Origin of the sequence: Psychrobacillus insolitus, from assembly GCF_003254155.1 — a bacterium.
Taxonomy (GTDB): Bacteria; Bacillota; Bacilli; order Bacillales_A; family Planococcaceae; genus Psychrobacillus; species Psychrobacillus insolitus.
In genome coordinates this window covers 332,328-350,052 of the sequence record NZ_QKZI01000002.1, presented here as the reverse complement: position 1 = coordinate 350,052, position 17,725 = coordinate 332,328, and the positions used below count along the sequence as shown (strand labels likewise).

Here is a 17,725-nt window from a genome sequence, read left to right as displayed (position 1 = left end):
ATTATTCTTTTTTATTATTATCCTTCAAACCTTCTCTATCCATTTTTTTCGCAAACCAATCATTTAATTCGTTGTAGGACATACCAGATTCTGCATTCAATCTTTTCACTTCTTCAATATTCGTTCCAACTACAGTAAATTTATCTTGCCTTGCGTCTTTATTCGCCATTACAAATACACCTCCTGTTTGGATTCTTTCACTTTTGGTCGACTATTTTTGAACCACTGCTGACAAATTATAAATACTAGAACTATTTCAATGACGTCTCCTCCGTAGTACATGATTTTCGCGCCTAGTTCAGCTTCTACCGCTGAAACCCCTTTTGGCGGATGGGAGTAGATATACTTAGATAAAATACTATGTGCAGTCAATGCTAATAATAAAACGATTGAGCGAAATACAAAGCTTGTTCGATGAGCGATCGGATCGATATATATGAATGAAATTGTAAAAAAATATCCAGCCATAAATATGTGCAGATGTACCAATAAATATACAAGTGAATACTCATGCATCATCACAAACAAATCGGTTGTATAGAGGAGCCATAAACCTCCAACATTAAGGAGAGAGGTGATAATAGGATTACTTAAAACACGTATTGATTTGCTCCCTAAAACTTTTATCATACTTCTTGACGCAGTTACTGGTAGTGTTCGTAAGATTAACGTCATAGGTGCGGCTAGAGCCAGTAAAAGAGGTGCTAGCATGCCTAAAAGTATATGCCCAAACATATGTGCAGTGAAATTGATATGTGCAAGGTCCGCTAATGGTCCATTAACTGTAACAACAGCACTAAGAATTCCGATTGTCCATAAAACAGGACGATGAATTGGCCATTTTCTTTTATGCTGATTTAATATATATACTGCATGCAAATAAATAACTAACAACAAGATAAAAGGGAAGGCTAATATAATCTGTACTAATATGTCGTTACTTACGTGACTATGCGTATGATTATCTATGTGCATCCACCTCTTCTTTTACAAAGCTCTTTTGCTTTGAAATAAGGAGAAGGATGCCAATTCCGATCAATAGTGCAGCCAAAACATTCCAAACTAAATCGTATGGCAATATATTGACACCATAGCGAATCTGATGTAACTCCATCAATTTGTGTTGAATGATTCCATCATATAGCTGAAAAGTACCTGCCCCTAAAAATATTCCCGCAGCCCATCTTTTAAGCCAAAATGCATTTCTTCTATGAAGATCCGCTAACATGAAAGAGGACCCGATTGTTGCAAAAAAACTGAATGCATGAAAAAGACCATCGGACACCAATCCCATTTCCGTCGTTGATTTATCATAAAAATGATGCCAATGAAGAAGTTGATGGAAAACAGCTTCGTCGATAAATGCAACAAAACCAAATCCTAATAAAATACCTGCCCATAAGTTCTTGTTAGCAAATGTTTTCCTATTGTTATCCATAAAATACTCCCTTTAAAGCTTTTACAGTTTAGGATACCCAAACCTTACTAGTCCATTCAAAAATGGCAGCTTACATATATTACTTTATGTTATAATTATCGTTAATTAGTTCCTTCAGAAGGGTGTTTTGTAGATGAAAACATTTAAAATGATTTCAATTAGTATTATCCGTAATAATGAGGAGTCCACCATACCGTTAGTTGATGGTATTATGATTAATCAAGAAAATACTGCTCGTTCATGGATATTAGAATTATTTATCGACAAAACACATGATGCGTTTTTTAAAGAATTACAAATATCCAATGAAAAAATAGACGCAAAAGTAGTTATTTCTTATCCGGAGAATGAACCTGCAGCATTTGAAGTAGTGGTCTACTCAGTGAAGGATATAGGCGAACATATTTCTGTATTGCTTCGAGGAACACTAAATCTAGCAAGAAGAAAGTATGCGGAATCCTTATTATCCGAGCTTATCGAAGAAGGTTTAACTGGCGAGGAGCTACTAACTAAATTTGAACAAGACATGAAAATTCGACCAACCTTAAAAAAAGACAAAGCGAATTAAAAACTAGAAAAAAGCTGACTAATTGGAGTGTACTCCCTTTAGTCAGCCTTTTTTATTCTTGCTTATTTATCATTATTATTTTTGTCATTCATATCTAAATCGTCTTCAATTATATCTTCATTCGGTGTGTTTGTATCTTTGTTCATATCTTTATCTTCGTCCGTATTTCGATCGTTTGTTTCTGTTCCATTCTTATTAAGTGTACCATTATCGTAAATACCTTCATTTGTTTCTACTGGTGATTCCGTATTTACTTCTGGATCTGGAATAAGGTCATCTGCACCCTCTCGAACATCCTCTTGCACGTCTTCCATTGGTGTTTCATTTGTGTCTGGAACATCATTATTCATATTACATCCTGCTAGTAACAATGTTGTTAATGCTGCCGTAATTGGAACAGTTTTTTTCCACATATAAAAAATTCCTCCTTTCTTGAAATATCTTCATCACATGTTCGTGACTTACGATAGGTTGCTCAAGAAAGGTAGGAACTATCCAATGGCAAATTTGCCTACTTTTTCATTTCTTTTAAAAGTGATTCTACATAATGTAGAATCTAATCTTTTAATTCTATAGTAACTAGTTAATTATTGCAAATCACAATCAATTTTCAACTATTGGTCCTAGTGCAAACAATATGTCAGCTTCACATACGAGTTCTCCATCAACTGTTGCAATACCGTGTCCTTTGCCCATTGAACCACGTAATTTTAATATTTCTACTTCTAATTTTAATTGGTCACCTGGTTTTACTTGGCGTTTGAATCTGCAGTTATCGATCCCTGTAAAAAAAGCAAGTCTTCCTTTATTTGCCGGGATTTGAAGAACTGCTACTGCTCCAACCTGTGCTAAAGCTTCCACTATTAAAACACCAGGCATAACTGGATAACCAGGGAAATGTCCATTGAAGAACTCTTCATTAATCGTTACGTTTTTAATCGCTACTGCACGTTTTCCTTCTTCTACCTCAAGTACACGATCAATCATTAAAAAAGGATAGCGGTGGGGTAAAATTGCTTGAATTTGTTCTGTTGTTAACATGGTTTTCCCTCCTATGTTTCTAGTTATTTACCATCTTTTATATCTAAAATATATTGATAAGTTTCCCATTTTAGTGCATCTGTCGGTTTGCCATCTCCTACTACTCCATATCCAATCATTAGACCAGCAGCGACAGCAGCAGCAAGTAGTAGAATTATAAGTATTATGCGCAACCAAATTGGAAACATCCGAATTTGTACCCAGTATGTTTTTTTCTGTTCCTTGTTTTGTGCTTTGTCCATTTTTTTTTGTTGTCTGGCAGAGATTTTCACTTCTTCTGACATAAAAGTAACTCCTTAAGTTAAAAATTATCTAATCCCATTGATAAGACCCATCATTTGATCTGCAATGGTAATCGAGCGTGCACTGAATTGATACGAACGTTGAGTTGTCATTAGTTCCGTCATTTCTTTAGAAATATCTACATTCGAAAGTTCTAATATCCCATTTACTAGTGAAATTTCGTTGCGTTCTTCTCCTTGAAGATCCGTTAATACATCTTGTTGTGTTACACCTAACTCATCTAAATTATTAGGTAGAACAATATATGCGTTCGATAGATGCTCCATAAGTTGAGGCTTTTGTAATACCGAAACTGCTAACTCTCTTTCGACTGTTGAACCATCAGGATAGGAAACAATTAATCGCCCAGATTCATTCAACGAAAAACCGGAAACATTGTCAGGAATTAAGATTGCTTGTCCTTCTGCATTAGCAACTGGATAACCATCCCCATTTACTAACATTAATTGTCCATTTTCGGTTGGTGAAACATAAAGAGCCCCTTGTCTTGTATAGGCGGTTTGTTGTCCACCTTCTCCGTCTGGCATTAATATGTTCAAATATTGCTTCGGTTCTTGAAAGGCGAAATCTAAGTTTCGATCAGTTGACTGAAGGCTTCCTTGTTTCCAATTCATCGTAGTTTGCGAAATAGCTGCTCCTGACCCATAACGGATACCAGTTGGAGACTGACGTTCGCTTAAGTCTGCCTTGTCATTATTAAACTGCTGATACAATAACTCTTGAAACTTTACATCAGTTGTTTTGAAACCATATGTATTCGAATTTGCTATATTATTACCAATTGTATCTAATTGACTGTGTAATTGTGACATCGTATTTGTAGCTGTAGTCATGGTGCGTAGCATTCAATTGTCCCTCCAATCTGGCCTGCTAGTCTAAGCGCTATACTCTAAAAAGGCGTTCGCACTTTTCTTTATTATACTCTTCCAACTTCATTTACTGCTTTTTCCATGCTTTTATCGTAAGCTTGCAAGACTTTTTGGTTTGCTTCAAATGCACGATAAGCCGTCAACATATCTGTCATGGTTCTTGCAGTATCTACATTGGAACCCTCGACATATCCTTGTTGCATCGAAAAACTAGCATTTTCGGTGTCATATGCAGAAGTTAGGTTCGTACCATCAGATGTTTGAAATAAACCATTATCTTGCTTCATAAGCGTTTCAGGTTGTGCTGAAAATGAAATACCAATTTGCGCTACCGCCAAACCATCCTCATAAATTTGGCCATCTGATTCAACTTGAAAATCGTCGTTTTGAAGCTGTATACGCTCGCCTTCTGAATCTAGTACATACAAACCATTTGGATTCGTTAAGAAGCCTTCAGCGTCAATTGTGAAGCTTCCATTACGAGTATACGCTTCACCACCGGCAGAATTCTCTAATCGGTAAAAAATCGCACCTGTTTGACCAGTTTCCGCGTCTTGAGGTAATTGTCCATCGATTAAAGCAATATCTGTATTCAATTCAGTTTCTTTCAATTGGCCTTGTGTTAACAAACCAATTGTTTCTTGCATATATACCCCAGTATTTAGCTCGCCAACTCCTGTTAACTTTTTACCATTTAACGTCCCCTCGGAACTGAGTCTAGATAATAGCATATTTGGAAATGATCGAATGGTCGTTTGGTCTGCTTTATACCCAGGCGTATTGGCATTTGCCATATTATTCGTTAACAATTCAGTTTTTCTTTGTTGTGCAATCATGCCTGATGCAACAGTTTGAAATCCACGAAACATTTGTAGGACTCCTTTAGATTTAATGTCTTTCGCAAAGCACTTCGCAGAAAAACAGTGCTCCGACAGTAATAGGCTCTTCCGCTTTTCTTCTTATTGTTTAATTTTATCGATATGATTTAGCATTATTCCTGTTCCTATTGCAACGCAGTCCATTGGGTTTTCTGCAACAAATACAGGAACTTTTAACTCTCCCATAAGAAGGTGATCTATTCCGTGTAACAGTGCTCCACCACCGGTAATAATAACGCCACGATCAATAATATCTGCAGACAATTCAGGCGGTGTTTTTTCTAATACATTTTTCGCTGCTTGTATAATAAGAGCTACTGACTCACGTAATGCTTTTTCGATTTCCACAGATCTAATCGTAATTGTTCTAGGTAATCCACTAACCATATCACGTCCACGTATATCCATCTCTTCATGACGGCTATCTGGGAATACAGTACCAATTGTTATTTTAATATTTTCTGAAGTACGCTCCCCGATCAGTAGCTTGTACTCTTTTTTTATGTACTGAAGAATATCATTATCAAAAACATCCCCAGCGACTTTAATAGATTCCGAAGTTACGATATCACCCATCGAAAGTACGGCTACATCCGTTGTACCTCCACCGATATCGACAACCATATTACCACTTGGTTGGAAAATATCCATTCCAGCACCAATGGCAGCTACTTTTGGTTCTTCTTCCAGATAAATTTTCTTACCACCTGATTTTTCAGCAGCTTCACGAATGGCTTTTTGCTCTACACTCGTAATATTCGTAGGGCAGCAAATAAGGATACGTGGCTTTGATAAAAACCCTTTTACATTTAGTTTATTGATAAAGTGCTTTAACATAGCTTCCGTTATATCAAAATCAGCAATAACCCCGTCTTTCATAGGACGAATTGCCACGATATTACCAGGTGTTCTTCCTACCATCTGACGAGCTTCTTCTCCGACTGCAAGTACCCTATTTGTATTGCGATCTATCGCTACAACTGACGGCTCGTTTAAAACAATCCCTTTTCCTTTTACGTGAATGAGTACATTCGCTGTACCTAAATCAATTCCTATATCCTTGGCAAACATCACCTACGTTTCTCCTTCCCCACTAAACCTTTTTATCTAATTTTTTTCGTTATATTTCTAACTTATAATAGTATCATAAAAAAGACTTAAATACACCATTTAATACTACCTACAATCAAAAAGCTTGACAACAGAAAAAAGGTCGTGACTTGTTACAAATCACGACCTTTCCTATCTTCCTTTTTCGTTCTCCATTTTTGTTTCGTTGCTTCTCCACCTCGCAAATGCCTAACTGATTTATGGTATGCAAGAATTTCTTTAACTTCCTTTGCAAGCAGTGGATCTACTAAATGGAGTCTTTCCGTTAAATCTTTGTGAACAGTGCTTTTAGAGTGACCTGTTGTACTCGCTATGGCACGTACAGTTTTCTTTGTTTCAATGACCATCTCACCTAGCCGTATGCATCTATGACGAATTGTTTCGTGCACAAACTCTTCCTTTCCTTAATAAAGGAATACTTTTCATCACTTTATGCATACGTATAGGCTAATATGAATGATTGCTACTGCTGAATAAGGTTAAAATGCTAGTAATGATTCTGGATTGATCAATACACCATCTTCATACACTTCAAATTGCAAGTGAATTCCTGCTGTTGGATTCCATTCATTTTCTGCTGCAGTTGCTAGTGCTTGACCTTGCTCTACTTCGTCTCCTACTTTTACTAGAATGCCAGAAACTGAACGATAGGTAGTCTGCATTCCATTTGAGTGCGAAATAATAATTTCATCGCCTTCAAATGGATCTAAGTTTACTTCTTCAACTTTCCCACTCATTGCTGCTACTATTTCAAAAGGTTCGCCATTCATCGATAATGTCACACCTGTGTTGGTTACAAAAGTTTGATTGAACACAAGCAATGAATTTTCGCGTGTTGTTTCATCGGCTTCCATATCGTAATAGTGTTGCACAATTTCAACGCTTTCTAGCAATGTTTCTTTGAAAGGATATTTCATGGATTCTGCTTTCGCATTGGTCTCAATTACTACTTTTTCCGGGTCACCTGTATCGGTCCATTTAGATTCTTCTGCCGTGTCGCTTGTAACATACACATTATAACCCCAAATCATTCCAACAAATGCTACCGAAAACCCCGTATAAATTAGTGGCCAAAACCACGGCTTTTTCGGATTTGTATTCTTCTGAGAAGGCTTGTTCGTTTGTTCTTCTCTCATTTTCATCACCTCTAGTTGCTATTGTTTGCAATTGAGGAAGATTTTAAACATGAAGATAAAGATTTTATTTTTGTGCCCGTATAATAATGGAGAAGGATATCTTTGGAACCAACGGAATCATTCGCCAATACTTCCGCCCCGTATTGGCTCATCCCAACTCCGTGCCCATATCCAATAGTTTCTACAACCACTCTGTCGGTATCAAAACGAATATCAAAATCTGTAGAGGGTAGTCCTAATAATGTGCGTACTTCTCTACCAGTCCATGTTTTTCCATTCATTTGGAGTGATTCCACACGATTGGAATCTGTATTTGTAACTTGAAACGTTTGAATTATTTGGTCGGACCACTTTAATCCAAATGTGGATGCCCACTCTTTTTGTGTAAATTCAAACTGCTGGTTGACTTTTGGTGAGTACTGTTCCTCTTCTTTACTTGGGACTGAAACGAGGTAAGGAATCACATTTCCAGAATAATTTTCCGCACTTTCTGTTAATCCGTTACTAGTGGAAAAGAACATGGCAGTAATCAGTTCATCATTATAGACAATTATTTCTCCTGCAGTAGCTTTCACTACCTTTTCAAGTTTGGCTTCATATGATTCAAACGAAGCCCCCCACTTTTTCTTTCGCTCATCCTTACCTATATATACTTGCTTCTGTACAGTCTTAGAGATAGCCTTTTCTCCATAATCTGTCTCCCTTAGCACATACGTTCTTGCAGCAATAGACTGTGCCTTTAAAGCTTCTTCATGGAAAGTAATGGGCATTTCAGCAGCAACTACTCCTAAAATATATTCCTCCAGTGGGATCTTCTCTTGTACCCCCTTTACTTCGATTAATATAGGACAAGCAATTTCTTGCATGTGTTCTGGTGGAGCTACTAGTTCATCTTTTTCTTTCATCAATAAAAATGGTAACGACAAGAGGCCTATGCAAAGGAGTATTAGTAGAATATTTTGTTTCATAGAAATATAATATGTACCGGGATGCAGAAAAATGAGTTTTGCTAGAAAAAACTATATTTCTACTGGAATGTGAGTAGGACGGAGAGGAGCAGATACTGAGTTCCACTAAAATCCCCTCTAGTTACACACAAACACTCTCGAGTTCCACACAAACACTCTCAGTTACACACAAACCTCTCAGTTACACACAAACCTCTCAGTTACACACAAACACTCTTGAGTTCCACACAACCCTTCTCGAGTTACACACAAACACTCTTGAGTTCCACAAAACCCTTCTCTGGTTACACACAACCCTCTATCAAAATACAAAAAAACACAAAAAACTCCGTGCATGTATGAATGCACGGAGTTTTACATATATTAGACGAATTGAACAACTTTTTCTGATTCTTCGCTTCCAATACGCTCGATGTCTGCACCTAATGCAGCTAATTTTTTATCGAAATCGACATATCCACGATCTAAGTGGAACAGCTCAGTTACGCGAGTGATGCCTTCCGCGACAAGACCAGCAAGTATTAGAGCTGCTGCTGCGCGTAAATCAGTTGCGGCAACTTCGGCACCTTGTAACTCAGATGGAGATTCCATGATTACTGAGCGTCCTTCGATTTTCATGTTACCATTCATGCGACGGAATTCTTCGACATGCATGAAACGATTTTCGAATACAGTTTCGGTAATAATTCCTGTTCCATGAGAAGTCATCATCAATGCCATCATTTGTGATTGCATGTCAGTTGGGAATCCAGGATGAGGCATTGTTTTAATATCTACAGATTTAAGTTGGTTTGTTGCACGAATACGCAGTCCATCTTCTCCTTCTGAGATTTCAACGCCCATTTCTTGCATTTTAGAAATAAGTGCAGTCATGTGTTCTGGTACAGCATTTTCAATAATTACATCGCCTCTTGTGATAGCAGCTGCAACCATGAATGTACCAGCTTCGATACGGTCAGGAATAATATGATGTTCAGTACCGTGTAATTCAGTTACACCTTCAATGCGAATTGTATCAGTTCCAGCGCCTTTTACTTTTCCGCCCATTTCATTGATGAAGTTAGCTAAATCGACAATTTCAGGTTCTTTGGCAGCATTTTCGATTAAAGTAACACCTTCAGCTAATGCTGCTGCTGTCATAATATTTTCAGTTGCACCAACACTTGGTACGTCTAAATAAATTTTAGCCCCTTGTAAACGACCATCAATTTCAGCTTCTACATAACCATGGCCAAATGAAATTTTAGCACCCATTGCTTCAAAGCCTTTTAAATGTTGGTCAATTGGACGTGATCCAATTGCACAACCACCTGGAAGCGCAACACGAGCAAAACCATTACGCGCCAAAATTGGCCCCATTACTAAAATAGATGCACGCATTTTACTCACAAACTCAAATTGTGCTTCACTTGAAAGTTTATCCTGAGAATCAATAAGAACTTCATTTTTTTCTGGACTGTACGTTATAGTCGTATTTAAACTTCTTAACACTTCATTTATTGTCAAAACATCAGCAAGTGTCGGCACATCTTTTATTACATTAATACCCTTTGTAGCCAGTAAAGATGCTGCTAATACTGGAAGTACTGCATTTTTTGCACCTTCCACACGAACCTTACCATTTAAAGTTTGACCACCCTTAATAATAATTTTTTCCAATTCTTTCCCTCCGCGTTCTATATATTCATATTATATTTTATTGTATTTAAACAAAGACGAATGATGTTAGTATTTAGTAATTCAAAACAGTACTCATCATACTATTAAATTTGCTTATATACAAGCATTCAAAGCCCTATTTTCCAATGGAAATGTTATATTTTTAAAATTGCTTTAGTATACGTACATACAAGTGATTTCGTGTAGTTAATGTTAAATTACCCGAATTAGTACATCATAAAACCTATTTCCAAATATAATTTCCCAGGAAATAAGATACGATTCTACATGATCATACAAACTATCCCTGTATTTGCATGATCATGTAGAATCTAGTTTATCCAAAAATGTATTGAAGTTGATTAGACCAAGATGTTAAATCCAAGAAAAAACTTGCAACAGTTGAACCTATAACTATACTCGTCAAAATATAAAATAATTGTGCTTGAAATACTTTATTTTTTTTAATGAATTTCTCAATCATTAATGCCTGTAATGCATAGAATGAAATACCAATGAAAAATACATTCGCTAATATTGCAATAATTGCTTGCTCGCCATTTAGTAGTCCCATCTCCGCACTCCTTTTCAACCATCTTCCTTAGAATGTTACTTCTAAAAATGATAAAAAACGGACAGATATGAATCTGCCCGTTCGATACTAAATTCATTATCTGAATAAAATTAAATGTTACCCTCATGAACGTTGATACGATTCATAGCACGTTTCAAAGAAAGGTTTGCACGTTCAAAATCAACTGCATCTTGTTTCATTTGAAGACGTTCTTCTGCACGTTTCACAGCTGCTTTTGCACGAGCTAAATCGATACTTGAAGCAACTTCAGCAGATTGAGTTAAAATTGTTACCTTTTCAGGACGAACTTCAACAAATCCACCAGTTACTGCTACGTACTCTGATTTTCCATCTTTTTTTAACTTAACTGCACCAACTACAAGTGGTGCAACCATTGGAATATGTCCAGGTAAAATACCGATTTCACCAGATGCAGTATTAGCTATAACCATGTCTACTTCAGAATCGTATACCGGGCCGTCGGGAGTGACAATATTGACTGTAAGTGTCTTCATATTTTTACCTCCTGGTCCGATTTATTATACTTCTACGCCCATGCCTTTAGCTTTTGCAATAACTTCTTCAATGCGTCCAACTAAACGGAAAGCATCTTCTGGAAGGTGATCATATTTTCCATCAAGAATTTCTTTGAATCCTTGAACTGTTTCTTTAACAGGAACGTATGAACCTTTTTGACCAGTAAATTGTTCTGCAACATGGAAGTTTTGTGATAGATAGAACTGAATACGACGAGCACGGTTAACCGTTAACTTGTCTTCGTCTCCTAATTCATCCATACCTAAAATTGCAATGATATCTTGAAGCTCTCTGTAACGTTGTAATGTATATTGCACTTGACGTGCAACATCATAATGCTCTTGTCCTACAATTTCAGGAGAAAGTGCACGAGAAGAAGAAGCTAAAGGATCTACCGCTGGGTAAATACCCATTTCAGATAATTTACGCTCTAAGTTTGTTGTAGCATCTAAGTGAGCAAAAGTTGTTGCTGGAGCTGGATCCGTATAGTCATCGGCTGGTACATAAATCGCTTGGATTGATGTAACAGAACCAGTATTAGTTGATGTAATACGCTCTTGTAATTGTCCCATTTCTGTAGCAAGTGTTGGTTGGTAACCAGCTGCTGAAGGCATACGACCTAAAAGAGCTGAAACCTCAGAACCTGCTTGTGTGAAACGGAAGATATTATCGATGAATAAAAGTACGTCTGCACCTTGTTCATCACGGAAATATTCAGCCATTGTAAGACCAGATAATGCTACACGCATACGTGCACCAGGTGGTTCATTCATTTGACCGAATACCATTGCTGTTTTCTTAATAACGCCAGAATCGCTCATCTCATAGAATAAGTCATTTCCTTCACGTGTACGTTCACCAACACCAGCGAATACCGAAATACCACCGTGCTCTTGAGCAATGTTGTGAATAAGTTCTTGGATTAGAACTGTTTTACCTACACCGGCACCACCGAATAGACCGATTTTACCACCTTTAATATAAGGTGCTAGAAGATCTACTACTTTAATACCTGTTTCAAGAATTTCAATTTCTGTTGAAAGATGTTCAAATGTTGGAGCTGAACGGTGAATTGGATCACGGCGTTCTGATGCTGGTATTTCTTCTCCTAAGTCAATAACTTCACCAAGTACGTTAAATACACGTCCTAATGTAACGTCACCAACTGGAACAGAGATAGCTCTACCATGATCTGTAACTTCTGTACCACGCTTAAGACCATCTGTTGATGACATAGCAATTGTACGAACAGAGTCATCCCCCAAGTGTAAAGCTACTTCTAGCGTTAACGTAGTAGGCGCTTCGTTTGGACGCTCAATTGCTACAGTTAATGCATTATAAATAGCTGGTAATTGGCCGTTGTCAAACTTAACGTCAACAACTGGACCCATTACTTGCAATACTTGTCCTTTGTTCACTACTGTTCCCTCCTGTCTTACTTTTCTATCTTCGACTATTCTAAAGCCGATGCACCGCCGACAATTTCCGTAATTTCTTGCGTAATTGCTGCTTGTCGTGCTCGGTTATAAACTAAAGTTAAACCGCTAATCATGTCAGCTGCGTTATCTGTAGCATTCTTCATTGCAGTCATACGTGCTGAATGTTCACTTGCCTTACCGTCGAGTAATGCACCAAAAATAAGACTTTCCGCATATTGTGGAAGTAACACTTCTAGAATTGCTTCAGCTGAAGGCTCAAATTCATAAGAAGCATTAGTTGTAGCTAATTCTGATGCGATATCCGTAAGTGGCAGTACTTTTTTCTCAGTAACCTCATTAGAAATGGCACTGACAAAGTGGTTATAGTACATATAAAGTTCATCATATGTACCATCAGTGAACATACCAACAGCTTTCCGCGCTATTTCTTTAATATTGGAAAAAGTCGGCTGATCTGGCAAGCCAATTACTTCCCCGATTACATTTGAACCACGTTTTACGAAGAAGTCTCGTCCCATACGTCCAATTGCCAAAATAACATACTCATCTTTTGAAGAATGTCGTTCAGTTATTGCATTAGATACAGCACGAATTATATTACTGTTATATGCTCCAGCTAAACCACGATCTGCAGTGATGACAAGATATGCTGTTCTTTTCACAGGTCGAGAAGTTAACATTGGATGTCCACTATCAGTTGTTCCTGTTGCAATTGCAGCTACCACTTCTTGAATTTTATCCATGTAAGGACCAAATGCTTTCGCATTAGTTTCAGCACGTCTTAATTTAGAAGAAGAAACCATTTGCATGGCTTTTGTGATTTGACTTGTTTTCTTTGTTGACGTAATTTTATTTTTCACATCGCGTAATGATGCCACTAGTATTTCACCACCTTATCGTTTTTTTCACTTAGACAAAAGAATTATTCAGAAATAGCGAAAGTCTTTTTGAATGCAGTAAGTGCATTTGAAAGGTCTTCGTCTGAAGGAAGATCTTTTGTTGTGCGAATATGATCTAAAACGTTTGTGTGGTTTGTATCTATCCAATTAAGAAGTTCAGCTTCGAAACGAACTACATCTTTTACTGGAATATTATCTAAATGTCCACGAGTTAAAGCATATAAAATTAGAACTTGTTTCTCTACTTTAATAGGGCTATTCAAGCCTTGTTTTAATACTTCAACTGTGCGAACACCACGATCAAGTTTTCCTTGAGTAATCGGATCAAGATCTGAACCAAATTGAGAGAATGACTCAAGCTCACGGAATGATGCTAAGTCTAGACGAAGCGTACCCGCAACTTTTTTCATTGCTTTAATTTGAGCTGAACCACCTACACGAGATACAGATAAACCAGCATTAATCGCTGGACGTACGCCCGAGAAGAATAGATCAGATTGTAAGAAGATTTGACCATCCGTAATAGAAATTACGTTTGTTGGAATATAAGCAGAGATATCTCCAGCTTGTGTTTCAACGAATGGTAATGCAGTGATTGAACCTGCACCAAGTGTATCATTTAACTTCGCAGCACGTTCTAGTAAACGGCTATGTAAGTAGAATACATCCCCTGGATACGCTTCACGGCCTGGAGGACGACGAAGAAGTAATGAAAGTTCACGGTAAGCAGCTGCTTGTTTTGATAAATCATCATAAACGATTAAGACATGCTTGCCATCGAACATAAATTCTTCTGCCATTGTTACACCAGCATATGGAGCTAAGTATAGTAATGGAGCTGGTTGTGATGCAGATGCAGTCACAACGATTGTGTATTCTAGAGCACCTTTTTTACGAAGTGTTTCTACAACGTTACGAACAGTTGATTCTTTTTGACCAATTGCAACATAGATACAAATCATATCTTGGTCTGCTTGGTTAAGGATTGCATCAATCGCAACAGATGTTTTACCTGTTTGACGGTCACCGATGATTAACTCACGTTGTCCACGTCCGATTGGTACAAGTGCATCAATTGCTTTAATACCTGTTTGAAGTGGTTCATGAACAGATTTACGTGCCATGACTCCTTGTGCAGGACTTTCAATTGGACGAGATTTAGTAGTTGCAATAGGACCTAGTCCGTCAACTGGTTGTCCAAGTGGATTGACAACACGACCAATCAATTCTTTACCAACAGGAACTTCCATAATACGGCCAGTTCGACGTACTTCATCGCCTTCTTTGATGTCTGTGTATGGGCCTAGGATAACGATACCAACATTATTCGTTTCCAAGTTTTGTGCCATACCTAAAACACCTGTTGAGAATTCTAATAATTCTCCGGCCATGACGTTGTCGAGGCCATGAGCACGAGCGATACCGTCTCCGATTTGGATAACTGTACCCACGTCGCTAACTTTCATCTCAGATTCATAATTCTCAATCTGCTGTTTAATCAAGACACTGATTTCTTCAGCTTTGATGCTCATGTATGTCACCTCTCATAATTTCATAATATTAACCGATCAAGTTACGTTTTAAACGATCTAATTTAGTACTTAGACTGCTATCGTAAATGCGGTTTCCGATTTGTATACGAATACCACCAAGTAATGATGGATCCACAATATTTTCAATACGTAAAGATTGTTTCCCAACGTTTTTTGAAAAAACAGTTGAAATGCGCGCACGCTCATCTTCTGTTAATTCGCGAGTTGAGTATACTTTCGCTTCTGCAACACCTTGTGCATTATTCGAAAGTTCCATAAACTCATTAATAATTGAAATTACTTCGTCTAATCTTTTCTTTTCAATAAGCACTAAAAGTGTATTGATAATAATCGGATTTGCGTTTGTAAAGATTTCACGAATAAGCATTTTTTTCTTGTCTAGAGTTAGCTTTGGAGATGTGAATAATTCTTTCAAATCTTTATTGCCAGTCCAAACAATTTTAAGCTCGCGTAAATCTGTTTCCACTGAACGAAGCTCTTTCTTTTGTTGTGCAAGTTCAAATAATGCGATTGCGTAACGCTTTGCTACAGTTGAATTACTCAATTAGCTTCGCCTACCTTCGCAATCGTTTGCTCGATTAACGCACGATTATCTTCTTCGGAAACTTCTTTCCCAAGAACTTTAGATGCTGCAAGTACAGAAAGTGAAACGACTTCTTGTCGTACTGCTGCAATCGCTCTTTCTTTTTCTGTATCGATATCACGGATAGCTGATTCTTTCAAATGGATTGCTTCATTGCGAGCAATTGTGATAATTTCATCACGAGTTACATCGCCTTGTTTCTTCGCATTCTCTACAATCGCAATTGCTTCCGTACGTGCTTCTTTAAGTAAGTCACGTTGTTCTTCAAGTAATCGTTGTGATTCTTTACGGCTAGTTTCAGCTGCTACTATTTCACTTGCGACTAACTCTTCACGTTGAGTCATAATCCCCATCAGTGGACCCCATGCTACTTTCTTCAATAACAACATAAGTAATGTAAAGAAGAATAGTGTAGCTAGAATATCCCAAATGTTTAACCCAGTGCCACCAGCACCAAGTACAAGGTAATCAAAAGACACGATTGTTTCACTCCTTTCAAACGCTTTTAAGAGGTGGTACTTCTATAATGTAATAAATTGTTTTGATTCATTTTCAAACATAAAGAGAATGGCGGATATGATTCCGCCATAATAATTGTTTATTTGTTTAATACGATGAAAGCGATAACTGCTGCGATAATTGGAATCGCCTCAACTAATGCTACCCCGATGAACATAACTGTTTGTAAAGCTCCACGTGCTTCTGGTTGACGAGCGATACCTTCTAATGTTTTCGAAACGATCATACCATTACCTAAACCTGCACCTAGTGCCGCTAAACCTATTGCTATAGCTGCTGCTAAAAGACCAACTGAACCTACCATTTTGTAATTTCCTCCTTGGAATGTTGTTTTTTTTTTCTGTTTAGTAATACTAAACAGTTATATTAATGATTTGTCGACACTTTGTGCGACATATAAACCATCGTTAACATACAGAAAATGAAAGCTTGGATTCCGCCGATAAATAGCGAGAAACCTTGCCATGCCATTGCTGGAATAATTGCTCCAACAAAGCCGAAAATACTTGATGTTGCTAATCCTGCGATTAGTCCTAATAGAACTTCACCAGCATAGATATTACCGTAAAGACGAAGACCTAGTGTCAACGTATTTGCGAACTCTTCAATAATTTTTAGTGGGAATAAGAATGGCATAGGCTTGAAAAAGTCTTTTCCATATTCTTTCATACCCTTCATCTTAATGCCGTAGTAGTGTGTAAGTGCAATGATCATAACAGCAAGTGTCAACGTTACCGTTGGATCTGCTGTTGGTGATTTCCACCAAAGTACACCATCATACGATATGGAGAATGGAAGACCTAATACGTTTGCTACTGCAACGAACATGATAACTGTAATTCCAAGAATATGGAATCGGCCACCTGTTTTCCAGTCAAAGTTACTATTAATAATTCCTTTTACGAAGTCCATAATCCACTCCATAAAATTTTGCATACCAGTAGGCTTAAGCTTCAAGTTTCTTGTCGCAATATATGCGATCAAAAATACGATAAGTGTTGTAACGGCCAGCATTAAAATGTTTGACCAGTTTCCATACATACCTAGAAACTCAAATTCTGGATTTTTGTGTTCCACGATTCTTTCACCTCTCTTTCAAGTATTAAATACTAGTTTCTTGCATGAAACATTATCCGTTCTACAATAAGCAGAACATATGGAATCATTAATCCGACAACCGTGCCAATCAAATGGATTTCGTCTGGAAACGTAAGCGCTATTGCTACTGCTGCTATACCTGATCCAAATCGGTAAGCTGTACCAACACTTACTTTTTTCCCTCCTGGGCCATCTACAACACGATCAAATTTCTCCATTCTACGGACTAGAATCCAGAAATTATACAGACCAAATAAAGAACCTAGGGCTATACCTGCAAAAAAAGTCGAATACGGGGTAAATCCCCAACCTATTGCACAAACTGCGAGCAAAAAAAATTCATATTTTTTTTGCTTAGTAAAAATACCTTGCATTTCTAGCATTGGCCTTTAGTCTCCTGAATCATATTTTCGAATGGTAGCAATTAGCTTACACTCCAGCTCAAATGCCGGTTTGTAGCCAAATCACTTGAAATACTGGAGAGGTTCAAAAAGTGTGAACTATTCATATAACTGTGAATACACTCTCAAATTAGAACCCACAAGTTGTGAGA

24 protein-coding genes are annotated in these 17,725 nt (G+C 37.5%); 1 reads left to right on the top strand and 23 read right to left on the bottom strand.

Annotation, left to right across the window (positions count from 1 at the left end; genetic code table 11):
• Window position 1: 1 nt before the first annotated feature.
• Genes C7437_RS09010 through C7437_RS09000 form a run of 3 tightly spaced genes read right to left on the bottom strand, consistent with a single transcriptional unit; the run spans window position 2 to window position 1,438 of the window.
• On the bottom strand, window positions 2-169 hold the full coding sequence (locus C7437_RS09010) for a hypothetical protein (protein WP_111439343.1): 168 nt from the start codon (window positions 167-169) through the stop codon (window positions 2-4).
• Entirely contained in the window at window positions 169-975 is an 807-nt protein-coding gene (locus tag C7437_RS09005) for a cytochrome c oxidase assembly protein (RefSeq protein ID WP_111439415.1), read from the bottom strand. The genes C7437_RS09010 and C7437_RS09005 overlap by 1 nt, the downstream gene beginning before the upstream one ends.
• On the bottom strand, window positions 962-1,438 hold the full coding sequence (locus tag C7437_RS09000; protein WP_111439342.1) for a DUF2243 domain-containing protein: 477 nt from the start codon (window positions 1,436-1,438) through the stop codon (window positions 962-964). Before C7437_RS09000 ends, C7437_RS09005 begins: the two co-directional genes overlap by 14 nt.
• Before the next feature lie 133 nt (window positions 1,439-1,571).
• Between C7437_RS09000 and C7437_RS08995 the strand changes: the two genes are divergently transcribed.
• Complete coding sequence (locus C7437_RS08995) at window positions 1,572-2,006, top strand: YwpF family protein (protein ID WP_111439341.1); 435 nt, start codon at window positions 1,572-1,574, stop codon at window positions 2,004-2,006.
• 62 nt (window positions 2,007-2,068) lie between these two features.
• Here C7437_RS08995 and C7437_RS08990 read toward each other — a convergent pair whose 3' ends face one another.
• The 20 genes from C7437_RS08990 to C7437_RS08895 all read right to left on the bottom strand — a co-directional run bounded on the left by C7437_RS08990 (window position 2,069) and on the right by C7437_RS08895 (window position 17,555).
• The gene (locus C7437_RS08990) at window positions 2,069-2,419 is read right to left on the bottom strand and encodes a hypothetical protein (protein WP_111439340.1); all 351 of its coding nucleotides are present in this window, start codon (window positions 2,417-2,419) and stop codon (window positions 2,069-2,071) included.
• Between the two features lie 190 nt (window positions 2,420-2,609).
• The gene (gene fabZ / locus C7437_RS08985; protein WP_111439339.1) at window positions 2,610-3,047 is read right to left on the bottom strand and encodes a 3-hydroxyacyl-ACP dehydratase FabZ; all 438 of its coding nucleotides are present in this window, start codon (window positions 3,045-3,047) and stop codon (window positions 2,610-2,612) included.
• A 23-nt stretch (window positions 3,048-3,070) separates the two neighbouring features.
• Window positions 3,071-3,331 carry a DNA-directed RNA polymerase subunit beta gene (locus tag C7437_RS08980; RefSeq protein WP_111439338.1) on the bottom strand — a complete coding sequence of 87 codons (261 nt, stop codon included), beginning with the start codon at window positions 3,329-3,331 and terminating at the stop codon, window positions 3,071-3,073.
• Between the two features lie 24 nt (window positions 3,332-3,355).
• Window positions 3,356-4,195 carry a flagellar hook-basal body protein gene (locus C7437_RS08975; protein WP_111439337.1) on the bottom strand — a complete coding sequence of 280 codons (840 nt, stop codon included), beginning with the start codon at window positions 4,193-4,195 and terminating at the stop codon, window positions 3,356-3,358.
• 71 nt (window positions 4,196-4,266) lie between these two features.
• Window positions 4,267-5,088, bottom strand: coding sequence for a flagellar hook-basal body protein (locus tag C7437_RS08970; RefSeq protein ID WP_111439336.1), 822 nt, complete (start codon window positions 5,086-5,088; stop codon window positions 4,267-4,269).
• Window positions 5,089-5,178: 90 nt separating this feature from the next.
• Window positions 5,179-6,168, bottom strand: coding sequence for a rod shape-determining protein (mreB, locus tag C7437_RS08965; protein ID WP_111439414.1), 990 nt, complete (start codon window positions 6,166-6,168; stop codon window positions 5,179-5,181).
• Window positions 6,169-6,320: 152 nt separating this feature from the next.
• The gene (locus C7437_RS08960) at window positions 6,321-6,596 is read right to left on the bottom strand and encodes a sporulation transcriptional regulator SpoIIID (protein ID WP_111439335.1); all 276 of its coding nucleotides are present in this window, start codon (window positions 6,594-6,596) and stop codon (window positions 6,321-6,323) included.
• A gap of 90 nt (window positions 6,597-6,686) precedes the next feature.
• Window positions 6,687-7,343, bottom strand: a complete 657-nt coding sequence (locus C7437_RS08955) for a M23 family metallopeptidase (RefSeq protein ID WP_111439334.1) — start codon at window positions 7,341-7,343, stop codon at window positions 6,687-6,689.
• A gap of 11 nt (window positions 7,344-7,354) precedes the next feature.
• Window positions 7,355-8,269 (bottom strand): stage II sporulation protein D, encoded by a 915-nt coding sequence (gene spoIID, locus C7437_RS08950; protein ID WP_245909253.1) that lies wholly within the window; start codon window positions 8,267-8,269, stop codon window positions 7,355-7,357.
• Window positions 8,270-8,674: 405 nt separating this feature from the next.
• Complete coding sequence (murA, locus tag C7437_RS08945) at window positions 8,675-9,970, bottom strand: UDP-N-acetylglucosamine 1-carboxyvinyltransferase (RefSeq protein WP_111439332.1); 1,296 nt, start codon at window positions 9,968-9,970, stop codon at window positions 8,675-8,677.
• Window positions 9,971-10,307: 337 nt separating this feature from the next.
• Complete coding sequence (locus C7437_RS08940) at window positions 10,308-10,544, bottom strand: DUF1146 family protein (protein WP_111439331.1); 237 nt, start codon at window positions 10,542-10,544, stop codon at window positions 10,308-10,310.
• 110 nt (window positions 10,545-10,654) lie between these two features.
• The gene (locus C7437_RS08935; protein WP_111439330.1) at window positions 10,655-11,059 is read right to left on the bottom strand and encodes a F0F1 ATP synthase subunit epsilon; all 405 of its coding nucleotides are present in this window, start codon (window positions 11,057-11,059) and stop codon (window positions 10,655-10,657) included.
• Window positions 11,060-11,083: 24 nt separating this feature from the next.
• Window positions 11,084-12,499: a F0F1 ATP synthase subunit beta gene (gene atpD / locus C7437_RS08930; protein WP_111439329.1), complete on the bottom strand. Its 1,416-nt coding sequence runs from the start codon at window positions 12,497-12,499 to the stop codon at window positions 11,084-11,086.
• Window positions 12,500-12,534: 35 nt separating this feature from the next.
• Window positions 12,535-13,398 carry a F0F1 ATP synthase subunit gamma gene (locus C7437_RS08925; RefSeq protein WP_111439328.1) on the bottom strand — a complete coding sequence of 288 codons (864 nt, stop codon included), beginning with the start codon at window positions 13,396-13,398 and terminating at the stop codon, window positions 12,535-12,537.
• Between the two features lie 44 nt (window positions 13,399-13,442).
• The gene (gene atpA / locus C7437_RS08920; protein ID WP_111439327.1) at window positions 13,443-14,951 is read right to left on the bottom strand and encodes a F0F1 ATP synthase subunit alpha; all 1,509 of its coding nucleotides are present in this window, start codon (window positions 14,949-14,951) and stop codon (window positions 13,443-13,445) included.
• Window positions 14,952-14,979: 28 nt separating this feature from the next.
• Window positions 14,980-15,516, bottom strand: coding sequence for a F0F1 ATP synthase subunit delta (locus C7437_RS08915; protein WP_111439326.1), 537 nt, complete (start codon window positions 15,514-15,516; stop codon window positions 14,980-14,982).
• Window positions 15,513-16,034 carry a F0F1 ATP synthase subunit B gene (gene atpF, locus C7437_RS08910; RefSeq protein ID WP_111439325.1) on the bottom strand — a complete coding sequence of 174 codons (522 nt, stop codon included), beginning with the start codon at window positions 16,032-16,034 and terminating at the stop codon, window positions 15,513-15,515. The genes C7437_RS08915 and atpF overlap by 4 nt, the downstream gene beginning before the upstream one ends.
• A gap of 119 nt (window positions 16,035-16,153) precedes the next feature.
• Window positions 16,154-16,378 carry a F0F1 ATP synthase subunit C gene (gene atpE, locus C7437_RS08905; RefSeq protein ID WP_111439324.1) on the bottom strand — a complete coding sequence of 75 codons (225 nt, stop codon included), beginning with the start codon at window positions 16,376-16,378 and terminating at the stop codon, window positions 16,154-16,156.
• Between the two features lie 62 nt (window positions 16,379-16,440).
• Window positions 16,441-17,151, bottom strand: a complete 711-nt coding sequence (atpB, locus tag C7437_RS08900; RefSeq protein ID WP_111439323.1) for a F0F1 ATP synthase subunit A — start codon at window positions 17,149-17,151, stop codon at window positions 16,441-16,443.
• Between the two features lie 32 nt (window positions 17,152-17,183).
• Window positions 17,184-17,555, bottom strand: coding sequence for an ATP synthase subunit I (locus C7437_RS08895; protein WP_111439322.1), 372 nt, complete (start codon window positions 17,553-17,555; stop codon window positions 17,184-17,186).
• Between the last annotated feature and the right edge of the window lie 170 nt (window positions 17,556-17,725).